General features: G+C 48.4%; 26 protein-coding genes and 1 other RNA gene. 2 read left to right on the forward strand and 25 right to left on the reverse strand.

Translation table 11 applies throughout. The features are described 5' to 3' along the window. Position 1: 1 nt before the first annotated feature. The 23 genes from ACSHSR_RS15435 to ACSHSR_RS15545 form a co-directional block, all read right to left on the reverse strand. Positions 2 to 298, reverse strand: a complete 297-nt coding sequence (locus tag ACSHSR_RS15435) for a VpaChn25_0724 family phage protein (RefSeq protein WP_479630902.1) — start codon at positions 296 to 298, stop codon at positions 2 to 4. Then, on the reverse strand, positions 299 to 634 hold the full coding sequence (locus ACSHSR_RS15440) for a DUF2730 domain-containing protein (protein ID WP_260849808.1): 336 nt from the start codon (positions 632 to 634) through the stop codon (positions 299 to 301). Next, on the reverse strand, positions 627 to 863 hold the full coding sequence (locus ACSHSR_RS15445; RefSeq protein ID WP_479630903.1) for a TraR/DksA C4-type zinc finger protein: 237 nt from the start codon (positions 861 to 863) through the stop codon (positions 627 to 629). Before ACSHSR_RS15445 ends, ACSHSR_RS15440 begins: the two co-directional genes overlap by 8 nt. Next, positions 860 to 988, reverse strand: a complete 129-nt coding sequence (locus ACSHSR_RS15450) for a hypothetical protein (protein WP_260849807.1) — start codon at positions 986 to 988, stop codon at positions 860 to 862. The genes ACSHSR_RS15445 and ACSHSR_RS15450 overlap by 4 nt, the downstream gene beginning before the upstream one ends. Beyond that, on the reverse strand, positions 981 to 1532 hold the full coding sequence (locus ACSHSR_RS15455; protein ID WP_479630904.1) for a hypothetical protein: 552 nt from the start codon (positions 1530 to 1532) through the stop codon (positions 981 to 983). Before ACSHSR_RS15455 ends, ACSHSR_RS15450 begins: the two co-directional genes overlap by 8 nt. Beyond that, positions 1520 to 2077, reverse strand: a complete 558-nt coding sequence (locus ACSHSR_RS15460) for a lysozyme (protein ID WP_479630905.1) — start codon at positions 2075 to 2077, stop codon at positions 1520 to 1522. Before ACSHSR_RS15460 ends, ACSHSR_RS15455 begins: the two co-directional genes overlap by 13 nt. Further along, complete coding sequence (locus ACSHSR_RS15465; protein WP_479630906.1) at positions 2070 to 2366, reverse strand: hypothetical protein; 297 nt, start codon at positions 2364 to 2366, stop codon at positions 2070 to 2072. The genes ACSHSR_RS15460 and ACSHSR_RS15465 overlap by 8 nt, the downstream gene beginning before the upstream one ends. Before the next feature lie 75 nt (positions 2367 to 2441). Then, a complete protein-coding gene (locus ACSHSR_RS15470) occupies positions 2442 to 2921 on the reverse strand; it encodes a hypothetical protein (RefSeq protein WP_479630907.1) in 480 nt (159 codons plus the stop codon). Positions 2922 to 2969: 48 nt separating this feature from the next. Then, positions 2970 to 3518, reverse strand: coding sequence for a hypothetical protein (locus ACSHSR_RS15475; RefSeq protein ID WP_479630908.1), 549 nt, complete (start codon positions 3516 to 3518; stop codon positions 2970 to 2972). 48 nt (positions 3519 to 3566) lie between these two features. Next, positions 3567 to 4265 carry a DUF4145 domain-containing protein gene (locus ACSHSR_RS15480; protein ID WP_479630909.1) on the reverse strand — a complete coding sequence of 233 codons (699 nt, stop codon included), beginning with the start codon at positions 4263 to 4265 and terminating at the stop codon, positions 3567 to 3569. Positions 4266 to 4311: 46 nt separating this feature from the next. Then, the gene (locus ACSHSR_RS15485; protein WP_479630910.1) at positions 4312 to 4773 is read right to left on the reverse strand and encodes a Mor transcription activator family protein; all 462 of its coding nucleotides are present in this window, start codon (positions 4771 to 4773) and stop codon (positions 4312 to 4314) included. Next, positions 4770 to 5372 carry a gp16 family protein gene (locus tag ACSHSR_RS15490; RefSeq protein ID WP_479630911.1) on the reverse strand — a complete coding sequence of 201 codons (603 nt, stop codon included), beginning with the start codon at positions 5370 to 5372 and terminating at the stop codon, positions 4770 to 4772. The genes ACSHSR_RS15485 and ACSHSR_RS15490 overlap by 4 nt, the downstream gene beginning before the upstream one ends. Further along, positions 5369 to 5569 (reverse strand): hypothetical protein, encoded by a 201-nt coding sequence (locus ACSHSR_RS15495; protein ID WP_208136737.1) that lies wholly within the window; start codon positions 5567 to 5569, stop codon positions 5369 to 5371. The genes ACSHSR_RS15490 and ACSHSR_RS15495 overlap by 4 nt, the downstream gene beginning before the upstream one ends. A 9-nt stretch (positions 5570 to 5578) precedes the next feature. Then, positions 5579 to 5650: hammerhead ribozyme type II (locus tag ACSHSR_RS15500), an RNA gene on the reverse strand. After that, positions 5649 to 5993: a hypothetical protein gene (locus tag ACSHSR_RS15505; protein WP_208136736.1), complete on the reverse strand. Its 345-nt coding sequence runs from the start codon at positions 5991 to 5993 to the stop codon at positions 5649 to 5651. The genes ACSHSR_RS15500 and ACSHSR_RS15505 overlap by 2 nt, the downstream gene beginning before the upstream one ends. After that, entirely contained in the window at positions 5993 to 6214 is a 222-nt protein-coding gene (locus ACSHSR_RS15510) for an ANR family transcriptional regulator (protein WP_208136735.1), read from the reverse strand. The genes ACSHSR_RS15505 and ACSHSR_RS15510 overlap by 1 nt, the downstream gene beginning before the upstream one ends. A gap of 25 nt (positions 6215 to 6239) precedes the next feature. Continuing rightward, the gene (locus ACSHSR_RS15515) at positions 6240 to 6854 is read right to left on the reverse strand and encodes a DUF3164 family protein (RefSeq protein ID WP_479630912.1); all 615 of its coding nucleotides are present in this window, start codon (positions 6852 to 6854) and stop codon (positions 6240 to 6242) included. Between the two features lie 10 nt (positions 6855 to 6864). Further along, a complete protein-coding gene (locus tag ACSHSR_RS15520) occupies positions 6865 to 7083 on the reverse strand; it encodes a hypothetical protein (protein ID WP_345858694.1) in 219 nt (72 codons plus the stop codon). Then, entirely contained in the window at positions 7083 to 7577 is a 495-nt protein-coding gene (locus ACSHSR_RS15525; RefSeq protein WP_479630913.1) for a helix-turn-helix domain-containing protein, read from the reverse strand. Before ACSHSR_RS15525 ends, ACSHSR_RS15520 begins: the two co-directional genes overlap by 1 nt. Continuing rightward, complete coding sequence (locus tag ACSHSR_RS15530; RefSeq protein ID WP_479630914.1) at positions 7564 to 8130, reverse strand: winged helix-turn-helix domain-containing protein; 567 nt, start codon at positions 8128 to 8130, stop codon at positions 7564 to 7566. Before ACSHSR_RS15530 ends, ACSHSR_RS15525 begins: the two co-directional genes overlap by 14 nt. 62 nt (positions 8131 to 8192) lie before the next feature. After that, positions 8193 to 8927, reverse strand: coding sequence for an ATP-binding protein (locus ACSHSR_RS15535; RefSeq protein WP_345870764.1), 735 nt, complete (start codon positions 8925 to 8927; stop codon positions 8193 to 8195). A 45-nt stretch (positions 8928 to 8972) separates the two neighbouring features. Continuing rightward, positions 8973 to 11135: a DNA-binding protein gene (locus ACSHSR_RS15540; protein ID WP_479630915.1), complete on the reverse strand. Its 2163-nt coding sequence runs from the start codon at positions 11133 to 11135 to the stop codon at positions 8973 to 8975. Beyond that, on the reverse strand, positions 11125 to 11355 hold the full coding sequence (locus ACSHSR_RS15545; RefSeq protein WP_123115911.1) for a helix-turn-helix domain-containing protein: 231 nt from the start codon (positions 11353 to 11355) through the stop codon (positions 11125 to 11127). The genes ACSHSR_RS15540 and ACSHSR_RS15545 overlap by 11 nt, the downstream gene beginning before the upstream one ends. A 191-nt stretch (positions 11356 to 11546) precedes the next feature. Here ACSHSR_RS15545 and ACSHSR_RS15550 point away from each other — a divergent pair, with 191 nt between their 5' ends. Beyond that, positions 11547 to 12251 carry an XRE family transcriptional regulator gene (locus tag ACSHSR_RS15550; protein ID WP_479630916.1) on the forward strand — a complete coding sequence of 235 codons (705 nt, stop codon included), beginning with the start codon at positions 11547 to 11549 and terminating at the stop codon, positions 12249 to 12251. A gap of 272 nt (positions 12252 to 12523) precedes the next feature. Here ACSHSR_RS15550 and ACSHSR_RS15555 read toward each other — a convergent pair whose 3' ends face one another. After that, positions 12524 to 13162 carry a hypothetical protein gene (locus tag ACSHSR_RS15555; protein WP_146508531.1) on the reverse strand — a complete coding sequence of 213 codons (639 nt, stop codon included), beginning with the start codon at positions 13160 to 13162 and terminating at the stop codon, positions 12524 to 12526. Positions 13163 to 13367: 205 nt separating this feature from the next. Between ACSHSR_RS15555 and ACSHSR_RS15560 the strand changes: the two genes are divergently transcribed. Continuing rightward, positions 13368 to 14156 carry a hypothetical protein gene (locus ACSHSR_RS15560; protein ID WP_109248959.1) on the forward strand — a complete coding sequence of 263 codons (789 nt, stop codon included), beginning with the start codon at positions 13368 to 13370 and terminating at the stop codon, positions 14154 to 14156. Between the two features lie 44 nt (positions 14157 to 14200). Here the strand turns inward: ACSHSR_RS15560 and ACSHSR_RS15565 are convergent, their stop codons facing one another. Beyond that, positions 14201 to 14335 (reverse strand): phage virion morphogenesis protein, encoded by a 135-nt coding sequence (locus ACSHSR_RS15565; protein WP_258286935.1) that lies wholly within the window; start codon positions 14333 to 14335, stop codon positions 14201 to 14203. Between the last annotated feature and the right edge of the window lie 33 nt (positions 14336 to 14368).

A 14368-nucleotide genomic window follows, 5' to 3' on the forward strand; every position in this document is an offset into this window, starting at 1 on the left:
ATCAGTCTCCTGCCCGAGGGCGTTTTATGCCTGGCACTGTCGCACGACCTCTGGCCACATCCTCACCGCGCGCGGTGAGCGTGGCTGTCATGGTTTTACCAATATTGTTGATAGTGACCAGCCCTTGCTCATGGAGCCATGTCAGTTGAGTACGCAGTGCATCACGGCTGATATCAAGGCCATAAGCATCGAGGCCATCCTGGATAACTGACTCATTCAGGTCAAAGCCGGGTACTTCGGCCAGCAGTCGCAGGATCACCAAACGTTGGTGCCATGACATAATTTCAGATAACGCCATTTATCTATCTCCTCTGCGTTCCTGGCTGATTTCGTTTTCAATCAACATATCCACGTTGGTACGGATATGATTGATACCTTGCTCCATGGCACCAAAGCGCGCGCCAAGCCCGGTAAGAGTTTTATCCAGTTGATGCAGCTCTTCGCGAGTAGGCATTGCCTCCATGTGCTGTTCCACTTTAGTTAGCCGCTTTTCGTGGGCATTGACCCGCTGCACCAGCTTCTGGTGGTCGGTCATGGGTACAAACTTGCGATAAAGCCACGCCAACACCAAGGTACCAATTAGCGAGCCAACAGCAGCCACGATGGGCCACACCTTAAACAGCACCTCAAGCACGATGGCCTCCTGTCATCATTTGATAGCGTTTGTCTTGATCCCGCTGACAACTGATACAGCGCACAGCATAGGGCGCCACTGATAAGCGCTCCGGCTCTACCGGTTCCAAGCAGTCCAGACAAACTCCTGTCCCCATAAATGCCGAACGAGTGGCATTGACCACGTTGGCAATAGCGTTTTCCCTGTCCTGATTTTCTTTGTCACTGGCGTGGTCAAATACGTCCATCATTCATCCTTTTGTAACGCTTGTTGTTTCTGTTGATGCCATGTCTTAACTGCGGCGTTATCCAGGTTGCAGCGGCCAAGGTCGCCATATAGTGAGATCACCAGTTGCAGTACCTGTGGGTTACTCATACAGCTTGCTGGCATGGGCTGTTGATTCAGGCACTTTGCCACCGCTGGTGGTAGTGCTGTTATCTGACACCACGACAGCAACGCTTCCGGCATCAGTACATACTGGGTCTTGGTTACCGGCACATAACGCACTGGTGGCGGCGCGCTGGAGCAACTGCACAGCATCGACAGGCACATAATCAGTGCGCCAATTTTGAGTGTGTTCATCTGTGGCCTCCGTCAACTGCTGATCAAGTTGAGTGTTCAATGCAGAAAGTGCTGCGGTCAGCGTCAGCTTTTCCTGGTTAGTTTTCTTCAATTGGGTTACCAGTTGATTGTTATCCTGCAGTAACAATGTGTTTTCTCTGGTCAAGTCGATGATGGCAGCCTTGCTCCTGACTGCATCGGTGCTGGCCACTTGGAAGGCGGCATCGGCAGAGGTCAGTGCCTGCTGGGCTTGATCGTATCGGTAATTGAGTGCCAGTAGCGTTAACAGCAGGTACAAGATGATGACGCCCGCCAAGCCGCCACCAATAAGCAATGCATAGCGCTTTACTGTATCCATGGTGATGCTCTTCTATCTGTTGCAGGTGGAAACACTGAGGCAGGTAATTCACTGATACACATTGCATGTTCTTCATTGCGGCGTGTGACCAGTCCCGGCCATTTGACGTCATAGCTATACACCCAGCCATTGCAACCGTACTGGCCACAGGCCTTAATGAGTTCATCACAGGCACCCAATGCGTCACCTGCCAGTAGTTTTTTACGTAGGGTGGAGCCAGCAAAAGCGCCTTGACCGACATTGAAAATGAAAGATAGATAGGCGGCATGCTCGCCGTTAGTGAGTTTTACTGGATTAGTCAAACGCAGCAGCGCATCGTCAGCAGCTTTTATATCCTGGGCGAAAAGCTGATCACACTCGGCTCGGGTGTAAACCTTATTCTGAATAATGTCGCTGCCTGTGTGGCCCCGGCAGACGGTCAGTTTTTGCGCCACATCATAGTAAGCGGTGGCACTGTAGCCTTCAGTATCAGCCACATAAACTGCGCCCGTAACAGCGCCTACGCTGAGACCAATGCCTGCCAGCCAATTACGCAGCTTATTCATGCTTGCCTCCAGCCATTCGGGTGCGTTCATTTTCTTTGGCTCTGGCCTTTACGATGTGCAGCTGAGTAACGGCGTGCCAGCCTTGGCTGTAATAGCTCTGGCGGGTAGCGTGGTGGCTGTAAAGGGGGACTGTGCAGGTGCTCAGGCCATACAATTCATGCCGGATACGGGCACGAAAGCCATCCTGGGCGCACTGGCGATATACCCGATTCGCAATGGCCTTGGGGCCTTGCAGTTTCGGGGCGCTATTGGCCGCACTCCTGGCGCGGTGGTGAGATATGAAGGCCATAAAAAAACCGGGACAATGAACTTGCTGTCATTGTCCCGGTTTCGTTAGTTCACCCGGATTGGAAAGGTTTCAGGGTTATTCTTTGTAGCTTTGTGGCTCATTCTCTAGAATGAAACAACCGAGCACACCTGCAGCTAACTCGGTTCCAAATGTAAGGTGTATTTCCATCTCAGCGTATTCTGCTGAACCAATATACTCACCTACCTCACGACCATTTTCAGCAACTTTATAGAGATTGCACGATGTATCAATAATAAGCTTGTATACAACAGTGTTAACACCTTTTTTCTTCAGGCTAAACTCAATCAAGCCATAAATCTGAGAAGTTTCATCAACGACTGTCGGTTGGTAGCTCACCGCCAAATCGACACCCAGTAAGTTCAGACACAGATTGTTGGCACTATCCCTGACGGCCAGAATTTTAATTTGATTTGCCGTACTCCCCGAAAAATAACTATGTGCTTTACGATCAAAAGCCTCAAAAGCACTTTGCAAACTCTCAAATTGCAGTAGGAAGTTTTTAACCAAATCTTGGGGGACCTTAGAATCACTCATATATATTCCTTTTTTATCATTAACTTAGACTAATAAAACTTTTCAGTCCTAGAGATTGATACTCCGGATATCTTCTTCGATTACTTGATTCTGATTGTTAAGAGCGATCTCTTCTTTAAAGCCTGCTCCAGGCTTCAACGCTTGTAACCAAAGGTAAGATTCTTTTGAAAGCGGCAGTTGCCGCTCTGCACTGGCTACCAAAACCACATCTTCAAGGCGTGACAGCGAAAAAGAGAACTCCCCCTTCTTCCCCGTTTGGATCGTGGTTAGCGGCTCCAACGTGATATCTACGATCAAGTTGGATATGCTACAAGCCTGGCTCTGCTCGTAGGCTTCTTTTGCTCTGGGGCCTTGTTCCAATAGCGCCTGCGCTGCTTCAGTTTCAGATACGGCACCGATACATTCAGCACTCACAAATGATTGCTTGGCATAGATTGCATCGCGAAAGCGATCAAGGGGATAGACCTTTATCTCGATCAGGGGGAGCGGCACTACGGCTGCCGAATTGGTCAGTATGTAGATGGAGCCCGAAACTTGCACGGGGATGAGGATGTACGCTCCAATCAGGGCGGCTAACAACACTAGCACAATACGCATAAGAAGTTCCTTCTTCGTGATGAAAACGCCATTCCTGGCATTAATCGTTTAAGCTTTAGCTCTCGCTCGGCGAGCATCTCGTCTAGTTTTAGTAGCTTCTATTCGTGCTGGTTCAGTAAAGATCTTCTCCAGCAGCATAGAGGTAAAATCCATCAAGTCTTCAGCTTCATCCTGACCTAAAGTACCATCATGAGCGCCATCATTCCCGTCTTGACGTATACACACAACCAACTCTCTGAGTGACTCCGGCCAATGCTGCTTCTCAAATAACCACTTCAATCTATCTGCTAAATTAGTTCTTTGACGAGAATTAATATCAGCGCTGCCCTCTGGTGGTAGGAGACCTTTCGAGGCTAGGTCAAGTGCTAACCTAAACATGGCTCCAGATGCATTATAACAACCAACTGCATAACACTTAGCACCTTCTACAAATGCCTTTTCAATTTCCGGGGGTAAATGTTTGGGAGGGGTATCGGCTTCAACATCAGCAAGGGTTAAAAACTTATGAACATCAAAGAATCCCGATAGTTCAACCATAGTTTCAATATTTATTCGTCCGCTATTGCTGTGATCGACCTTATCAGTAGTACACTGGAGAATTGAAATCCTTCCACATCCTCTGCACTGTGCACTCGCTTCCAAAAGGTCGTAGTTATTTGTCAAGCGTCTCACGAATACATAGTGATTTACGTTAAATGTCATTTTTTGAGCTTTACATCGAGGACAATCATCAACCCATATAGCCATACTAACCTCCGTTAAGTAGGCTGCTATTATTCTGCAGAATTTGCCATTAAAACAACCCCCTCTGCTTCCTCGCGACAAAGGCAGTGCGTTGTTCCGCAACTATTTGGCTGACACGGCGCTCGCTGAGGCCATACAGGCGACTAAGCTGTTCCAGGTTATTCCCTTTGAATTCGCGCCAGATACGGATATCCCTCAAAGCTACTTTGAGACGTTCGCCGCTTGGGATATACATATCGCGCCCACCAAGGTAGCTACCAATCAAAGTGGCCAAGTGTTCTGCCAATGCGTCGGACTCATTCACGCCACGACTGCGTAAGGCTGTGCGGATCAACTCGCACAGACTCTGCAAATTAGCAGGCCAGCGGCGCATAAACTCGCTGCGCTCATCTTCATTAAGACTGGCAAGGGTTAGCAGGGCTTGCTCAAGTTCTCGGCTGTCACTGCCCAACAACTCAAGCTGCTCTTCACTATCATGTTGTAGCGCTTTACTCTTGCATTCTTCTGTCATTCGCAAGCCCCTGATAGTTCGTTGGCCACCACACCATGCCCCTCGTAAGCCGCAACAATCTGCTCATAGCTGGCTGGATTGCCATGACGGTTAACGGGTAACGGTTGACCTCGGGCAACTATGCGCTCAATAAGCTCGCGCCGATGCCAACGCTTGAGGCTTTCCAGCACTTTGTAGGCGCCCTCATTGTCAAGCCAGCGTACTGAATCAATGCCATTACCTGCTGAGCGTTTAGTCATCCGGCGCACGTAAGCATCCAGTGCTGACTCACTGGGCTCCGTAACAACCAGGTGGTGGCCCATGGTGATCCACACCGCGACAATCTTGTCGATAACAGGATGTTTGGCTTGACCTGTAGGCTGGCTTAAGCGGCGTTTAACACCTTGTTTATTGGTCTTTGAAGTTGGTTTGAAACCCTTGGATTTTAGCAAATGACTAATTTGCTCCAGCTCCCCCAGGGTCATCTGCCGCAGTGAGTCTTTGTGCACCGCGTCTGTGAGCATGGCACGATAAGTTGGCTCATCCAACTGCAGGGTATTTCTGCCCACGTTGATTAATTTAATCAGCTGCTTTTTACGGGCGGACACTTCTGGTGTCATGATTGTTCATCCTCATCTTCTTCTGTACTAACCAGCAAGTTCCGACGCTTGATTGTAGGTAGTTTCGAATCTCGCCAGTTGGGCAAATAGCCATCCAGCCACGCTTCAGCATGCTGACGACGTAGTGCTGGATCACGACTGCTGATAGCTAAATGACACATCACATAAGCCAGCAACTTTTTTCCGTGTTGAGTCATGACTTATTCCTTTGGCTGCTCATCAGTACCAAGTCACCACGCTTGGCAGACCAACCGGCATGAATGCCGGTGGTTTCGCTTAAAACGCATTACTTACTGCGGTCCTGTCTTTAGAAACAATCTCTGTACCTGCCAGCGCCAGGGCGCTACAAATCACCTCCCTGCACTGAATGGTTTTTTCGGTAGTGACTCCCTGCAGCGATTGAAGCATGTTGCCACTGGCGGCCACGCAGACTTCCGGTCTGAATACCGCCAACGCCAACAATTTCTCCCTCAATTCATTCACAGGAAGCTCAAACAGTTCGAGCACCAGCAATTGCAGCTTCACTCGGTCAAGCTGCTCTTCATTGCCATCCAGCAGTGAACGGATACGAGTGGATGAGGGCTGCCCAAGCTTCGAGTCGTGATGAGTGGGTGTTGGCATCACGCAGCCCTCCTTGCCTGTTTGTTGGCCAATTCAATCCGGCGACCAAAGACCCGACAAAAAGCTGCTCGGCGAGCAGTCCACTCTTGGTTGACTTGGGTACGCGCGGCATAATTGGCCATTTGCCAGTATTGTGCTGCGTCGCTATAACGGTGAAGACGCTCCATGCACACCGCTGTTTCAGCTGCGGCGCCATAGCCTGTACTGAGTTTGTGTTTCATCGCATTCTCCTTGCTTGACGGTGTGTTATAAGCTGCTGATATCCATCGGCAGCTGTTTGTATTTGCCATTGGGTTGGCGCTCGTAAAGGCGCAGATACTCACTGGTACCGGTGATTTGAATGGCATCAGCAATTGCGTCCATCGCTTGTTGCCACAAAAGATCGTCAATGCTTAACTGGCGCAGGCTCAGCACTTGGTTAACGTCGATACGACCTTGTTGGTTTACCCGAAAGGCGTGCTCAACCATGGCCATGAGGCGGGTGTCTGCGCCACCGCTCCAGTTGTGAATGCACTGGTCAATAAGCGCTTTGGCGGCCTGGATCCTTTCATCAAAATTGCGGTGTTCACCAATGGCGCGAACAATACGGTAGCGGCCATCAAAGCTGGTGAGAGTAATGTTGCCCTTTTTACCGCCATAGCTGACACCATACTCGGCGGCAGAAAGGTCAACAAAGTCACCAAGCTGGGACATAGCAGCGAGTTTGAACTCGGTCATTTGGGTTCGTACTGCTTTAGCTTGCGTCACTACACCAAGCACCACTTCATCGCGTAGCTTGTCGATGGCTTTGATGCGTTCTTCCGGCACTAAATCGCCCTTGGCGTTTTGGCGGTACCCGACGGGAATCGTGATTGCATCCATGTTTTTCTCCTTAAAGTGGGTTGTTCCAGCGCACGGTAAAACCGTTGAACTGCACGGTGTAAAAAGTTTCGCGTTGGCCAAATAGGCTTTCAGTGATTTCCACCGCCGTGTGCTTAAAGTCACTGCTGGGGTAGTCAATGGTGATCACTTTTTGGCCTTGCTTGATGACTTTCATGCCGCGCAGGCGCAGCGCGGCGACTACGTCAAAAACAGGTTTATGGTGTTTCATCAATCACGCTCCTTCGTCATACGATTCAACTTGGCACCTAGGTGCTTAAGTTCGGTTTTCAACAGTTGAATTAGCTCGTTTTTATCGTCCCCTGCTTGCAGAGTTAAACGGCGGATGGTGCCATCGGCATCGTATTCATTGCGGCGACTGCTAAAGCTGGACTGCACGCTGAACACTTGCGAGGCATCAAGGCTGGAAAAAGGGCATCCACCACGGCAAGAGCGATACAGCTTGATGCGGATCGGGCTACCTGTGGTCTTAGTGTTTTTCTGGTTGGCCAAGCATTCATTCAGTGGAATTTCACCGAGCACAGGACACATAACGGTGTGGTTCATGTAGGCCCCTTCCACCAGTTTTTGCATGCGTTCCATATCTCCAGGGTACTTACCGCTGAGTACCTGGCTAACAGTGGTACGCGATATATGCAGCTTCTCGGCTACCGCTTTTTGACCGTTCAACTGAGCCTGCTCGGCTATCACGTCAAGCCACGTCATGCTGGATCTCCTTGTTTAAGTTGGCGTCAAATAAGCCGCCCTTTTGTCTCTTCGGTGCTATAGGGCCGGTGTCTTTCACCAAACGAAAACTGGTGTATTCACCAACCCGCTGAGAGTTAGGCAAGTGATTAGGTCGCCCACGCACCTGGCGTACATAGCCAAATTGCGCCAGCAGATTGCAGTAGACTCTGGCGGTACTCATGCTGACTTCTGCCGTTGCGACCAAGTCGGGATAAGTAAAAGTGCGCATGATCCGCATTGACTGCCACACGCACTGTTGTGCGGTACCTCGCCGGTGTTTTGGCGCCGTACTTTTGCCGCGCCCGCTATACTCAGCCCGGTTGACTGACTTGTAGCGTTTTGGGGTAAAGCCACCGATAAAACGCTCCCTTGTAGGTAACGCGGTATCTTTGATAAAACCGCGTTTTTTCAGCGCCGAGATAATGGATGAGCACCGCTTTGGCGCTAAGCCTGTAGCTTTGGCCAGTTCTGCTCTGGTGAAACTGTATTGGCTGTGGATCCATGCCCAAGCCCGTTCTGTGTCATTAGCCATGTTCAATCCCTAAAAATGGTCTTAACCCTTATTGCGGCTCTGACGGCCGGGTTAAGGCGGTGCTAGCGCCTGAACTCCAAAAACAATGGCTGATCGCCCCAGTTGTCCAGGGTGACTACATCCATATCGTTGGCGATGGCGGAGCGCTCAATTTTCTCCAGAGCGGTGAGAATACGGCGCACTTCACCGCCACTGCGTTTACGGATGTGCTCCAGCATGTCGTCACTCACGGTGATACGTTCATCCAGCAGCTGCTCGGCAAAACTGTGAACATCTGATAAGTCTGCAGGCTGAAATTCCACCCACTCACTAACACGGTTAAACAACTGTTTTCGGTGACTGATGCGGCGGGCGATCTCTTCCATACCGACCAGCACCACGGGTTGCTCGGTGGCATCGTAAAGGTCACGAATGGTTTCCATGATTTTGGATTGGCCGACGATATGATCGGCTTCGTCGATAAACAGGGGTAACTGGCGCTCGTTCATGCGATCAACAATGAAATCCACGCTTTTGCGCAGTGGATAGACCATGTCTGCACCCAGCTCTTCCATCACCCGAGCTAGAAAAGAAGACGGCGTATCAGTGGCATAGCAACGCACATAAATGGCATTCATTGCTCCTAGCTGGTTTATGAGCCAGCAGATGGTAGTAGTTTTACCAAAGCCAGATGGGCCATGGATTAGACCAATGCCGGGAGTGATAGAGGAACGGCCCTGCAGGTTCTCCATGAGTTCCAAGCAGGACAGTACGTTTTTAACCTCGACAACACGATGTTTCATAACTAAGATCTCCATTGACTAGATATGGACGTTTGCAGCGTCCTCTCCCAAGCCGCCAGCTCAATTGGCGGCTTTTTTTGTATCCTCTTTCAGCTTGTCTAACCGTTTGGCAAACAAGCGGTACTTGAGGCGATAATCGTTAAGCCATTGCAATTCACGTTCACTGAGGTCACGGCTGAGACTTTCCAGCGTTAATTCCTCCGCCTTTTCATGCTCTGAACGCATCACAGTGGCGTGGTTTTGGTTGACTCTACTGGCTGCTTCACCCAAGGCGTTTGATTCGCGACTGAGGCTGATTAACTGTTGTTCTGACTGACTGGCTATTCGGGAAATTGGTTGGCTTAACGCCGCCAGTGCTGGGTTATGAGTGGTATCTGATTTGGGTACAAAACTGGTGAGACAGCCACGCTCCGCTGCGGCTTTGGCTAACCCCTCTGCAGCCAAGGTGTCGATGCCAAATTTGTCCTGTAGCTCTCGTGCTGCACGGCGAAAACCTGCCAATACTTTTTTGTCGTCTTTACGGGCCTGACGGAATGCAGTTGGATCGATATCACGGCCAATAAGGTCGAGGTTTACGGCCTCCACACATTGCTGCCAATCATCCAATAAATAGAGGGTGGCGCGGCCAACATCTGAAGGGTCAAGGAATACCCGCACGCGCTTTCTGTCCCATACGCTTTCCTGTAGCTCTGGCGCGGTATATTTAACGCCGCCAGCACTGACACTGCCGCGAACAACTGTGGCATCGCCAATATGGTTAAGCAGTAAATCGAGCGAATGAGGATTAGCAATGAACTGCGGTTTGTAGCCGCTTTCGCTGTAAACCTGAAACGGAGTTTTACCCTTTAATGAGCCTTTAAAGCCGTCATGTTCCTGATGCAGGTAGTCATAGTTGATCCAATCGTCGATCATCTGCTGCAGCGCTGCTGGCGTCATAGCCAGTTCAAGCGCTTCAGCTTGATTAGCGGCCTTATTCTTGCCACCAATACGCTGCGCAAAGGCTTTGGCTGATTCGATTTTTTGGCGATCACTAACACTGTGACCTATGTAGGCAGGCAGCAATTCGAACAGTGCTCGCGACAAGGTGCCAAAGAAACGTTCAATAAAAGGTTTTTCCCAACCGCTAAATGGGCGGGTACGTTCTTGGTTGTAATCGAGCAGATCAAAGATGCCGGTTACCCGTTGGCTGACATAATCTGAGCCGTTATCAGTGCGGGCTACGCCGTCCTTTTCAAGCATGCCCCAGTTGAGCATGCAGCGACGTAGTAATAGGCAGATCCCCTCACTGTTTGAACTTGGTGTCACCATTACCATGGGGCGGCGAGTGTAAACATCAATAGCTGCAATCACAGCATAACGCCGCAGCTTGCCATGGGAATTGAGCATCACATCAGTTGGCGTGCTGTCGAACTCCCAAACTTGATTGGGACCGCTCAGCCATGGGTACATAGTTCCGTATAATGGACGATGCGAATTATTGTACGCATCAGGATTAGTCAGCGCGGTAAATGCTGCGATATTGTCTTGATGCCAACGGAGCATCCAGCGGCGAATGGCGCCGATGGATGGCACTGCCCAACCATATTCAGCAGCTTTCTTTTCGGCTTCAGTTCGCAGAGTTTTGTACTTTTCAAGCAAGTGCGGTTTGCCCGTAACTAAGGCAATAAAAAATTGCTGCAGCTGTGGCTGGGTTTCCATGACGTTGATTTGGACGCCGCCGCGTGTATCAACCAACCCCATCAAGCCTTTGGATTTATAGGCTTTTTTCCAGCGATAAAGCGTAGATACTTTTAAGTCGTGTTGCAAAGCCCAAGCATTGACCGCTTCTGTTTTACGACCTTGAGCTTCGAACGGAGCAACGAATGTAGCCAGTTCTTCGAGCAATGCTCTACGTTCTAAAGCCGTTTGCTGTTTAGCAGTTGGTAGCGTGAGAAAGCGTTGCTGCTGCTCGGTTTTAAAAGCTGTTGTACTAGCGATTGAAGCGGCAAGTACTTGGCGAGCGGCAGCCACTTCTCTATTGGGTTCAGTTTTGGTTATCTGTTGTTGCAGATGTGCCTGTGTGATTGCCGGTAAGCTACTGAGGTGATATTCGAAGCCTTTGCCCTTAGCCAGTTTCTGCTTCGCCCATGACTCCACTTTGGCTTTATATCTAATACCCTGCACAGTAGATGGCATGCCTGGCATATCTAAAAGCTGTTGCGGGGTATACCAACTATTCACCATGATTGACCCCCAACAAGTCGTAACCTATCGTTTTACTGAGTTCATCAATGATCTTTGTTGATAGTGGTCTTTTAGGAACACGCTTTTGACTTGGGGCAAACATCTGAATGCAGTCTTGAACAGTCCTTGGATTAAAACCATTTGAGACAGCCCAAGAGCGACTAGTTAGGCCTTGTGCCCTTAGCGCTGCATGAATGTGATTGGCGTTCTCTATTTTCATGATGTTTTTCCGTGTTAGCATATCAACTCGCGCACTACGCAACATGCCAAGTGCGCGATATAAGAACGATACGATCTTAAAAGACGAATTACAACGTCTTTTAGTATCTTTCTATGGTTTTATTTATGGCCCATTGGCCAAACGCGGCAAGCCGTTGATTTAAAACAGGCTTATAAAAGAAGAAAGTGAATATGAAAAAAGAAAGCGCTCTTTCCTTTCCAACTGAAGGCGTGGAAAGCTTTGCTGAACGTCTTAAAGAGCTTATTGGGGATGAGAGCTTAAGATCTTTCGCTATCGCTATTGAGACATCTGAAGGTGGTGTTAGGAAGTGGTTCACCCAAGGAACCAAGCCATCTTTTGACAAAATGGTGCGTATTTCTCGCCTCTATAATGTAAATCTAGAGTGGCTTTGTACTGGAGAAGGTACAAAACAGATTGAGACTGAGATGGCCATTTGCCCTGGCAATGAATTCGATGAAGAGTATGCACTGATTAACGGTTTTCATGCCCCAGTCAGCACTGGCCATGGTGCAGTGTGGGATGATGAGAAAGTTAGACGAAAGCTGGCATTCCGCACCAAGTGGTTACGCTTTCGTGGCCTACAACCTGAAAACTTGCGTGTGGTGTTTGCTAAGGGCGACTCAATGGAGCCAACTATTCACACTGGTGATTCGATACTAGTAGATATCACTCAAACCACACTGACTGATGGCAGTATATTCGTGCTACGTCTAGGCGACGAACTTTACGCTAAGCGCCTCCAGAAACACATTGATGGCAGCGTGACCATTATCAGCGATAACAAGGAGTATAAGGAACAGGTTGTCACTGCTGCAGATCTTCCTATGCTCAATATCGTTGGTAAAGTGGTATGGATTGGGAAGGACGTTAAGTAATTCTCATATAGGCAGCACAAGCCTTTTGTCGAGCTGCCTTTTCTCATTTAGCACAGACTTTTCAACTCTTCGTTAAATCCGATTTAAATACTTCTCAAACCCGCATAAAACCTGAGTTTAGCTCGCCAGATTTCACCAACTCTCGGCTAATCTCGGTTTCTCATATTGATAGAACGGTTACAGTAAGCGAAATGAGAAAAGGCCCTTATGGGCCTTTACGTTTAATCGTCTTTCATCATTATGGATGCGTGTTTAGCTCTGTGGATAGGAGATTAATTGATACCTTGCTCGTACTGAGCGACCATATCATTTATAGAGCCCAAACACTGAAATAGCTCTTCACTATGCTCTTTCAGCTTTGTGTAATCTCGGCAATTTAAATATTTATATGTTTTGCTTGATAATTTTTTAACAAGCTCACTCAACATCTGAGGAGATTTTGTTTCAGAGTTATCAGCCGCACATAACTTATCCAGAATTCGAGCATCACCAGCCAAACTTTTAATAATGGATTTAAACTGGCTCTCTTTACGTCTTATTGCGTCTTCAGTGCTCTCAGCAAGAGTTTTCTTTTTACCCAAATAAACCTGTAGCAAAGGTATGTGAAGTAAATTAGCAGCTGATTCAAGTTTACTTTCGTAAGTAAGCAGCAAATTATTAAACTCGGTTACTTTTGTAAATCTGGCTGCACTGTGTAGTTGTCTTCGCCAACTATCAACACCTCGTAATGCGGCATAGGCGCCAATAAAAGCTGCAAGTGCGGTCAATACCTGCCCTAGCTCAACTAATGTTTTTAAAAACGGCTGCAAAGATTTTATAAAATGAAAGAAGCAAGCCACTAAAACAAACACAACGACAAAAAGCACTACTTTTTTCCATGCACTGTTGTACAACTTTTCTATGCGTATCACTTTGCTTCCTCACAGAATCTACAAGTTTCATCATTTTACCATGAAACATGTTTAAACCCGTTTAAATCCACCATTAAATAATTAAATGGGTCTAAACCTCCGTGTTCATGACAGCTCCGCTCAGGCGTTTTGACCGGATTGTTCAACTTACCCTATGATATTGCCAACATGATGCACTCATTACTCAGCCATTAAAGGAAGGCCCATGCCAAACGATGCCCCAACGTTCCCACAACGAATACTCTCCGTGTTCGCCACCACAGCGTCCTATCTTATTGCCGTTTCAATGTTATTGGCATTGAGCTTGTTCATCCTCAATTTGTATTTCACACAGTTTGGTTGGCCATTGGGTAATAAAGAAGACTTTGGCGCCTTTGGTGACTATATCGGCGGCACGCTGAACCCGATCCTAGGTTTTATCACGGTCGTCTTACTTATCTGGTCACTGCGAACCCAACAAAAGGAACTCGCATTGACCCGCCAAGAGCTGGCAGATACCAAGCGAGAGACAGAGCTGAGCCGCAAGGCGATGCAAGCACAGGTCAAGCATTTAGAGCGAGAAGCGAAACTGAATGAACTGATGCGGATGCTGGACGGTGTTCGCTCAGATAATAGATTACTGCTTTCCAAACGTCCCCAGTTTCAAAGCTATACTTGTCAAGTAGGCTTTGACGTCGAGGTAAATCCAAATAGTTATGAAGAACTGTTAATAATCAAAGCCTATGAAATCCAGGATGATGACCGTATATATGTAACTAGCGACTTGTATAATTCCAGTGAAGATACCCGAACTTTAGTGAGTATTTACAATAAGACTGTTCTCCAACTCAGGCTAGTTAATAAATATATTGAGCTATCACCAAGCAAGGAGCTTGCTGACATGCATTACAGGGAACTCGAATTTCTTTTATCTGGTTTCCAAATCCTTTGCCCTGACATAATCGAGCAATATGTAAAACACATGTTGGACCGACTAAAATTAGCCCGCAGATAGCCACTCACTCAAAATCGCCATCACCTCTCCCTCATCCTCACCACTCAGGCCCAGGAACGGGCGGGAAGCTCCCCGGGGATCATGCTATTGGGTGAAGTAGTGCCACCGAATTGCTGTATGGCGGCATAGACCAGCTCCAAACCATTGTCGCCTGCCTGGCATAGCAACTGCTGCTGCAAGATATCGTTAAGCCGTAGAGGCGTAGCTTTATT

Source organism: Shewanella sp. VK101 (assembly GCF_056497865.1).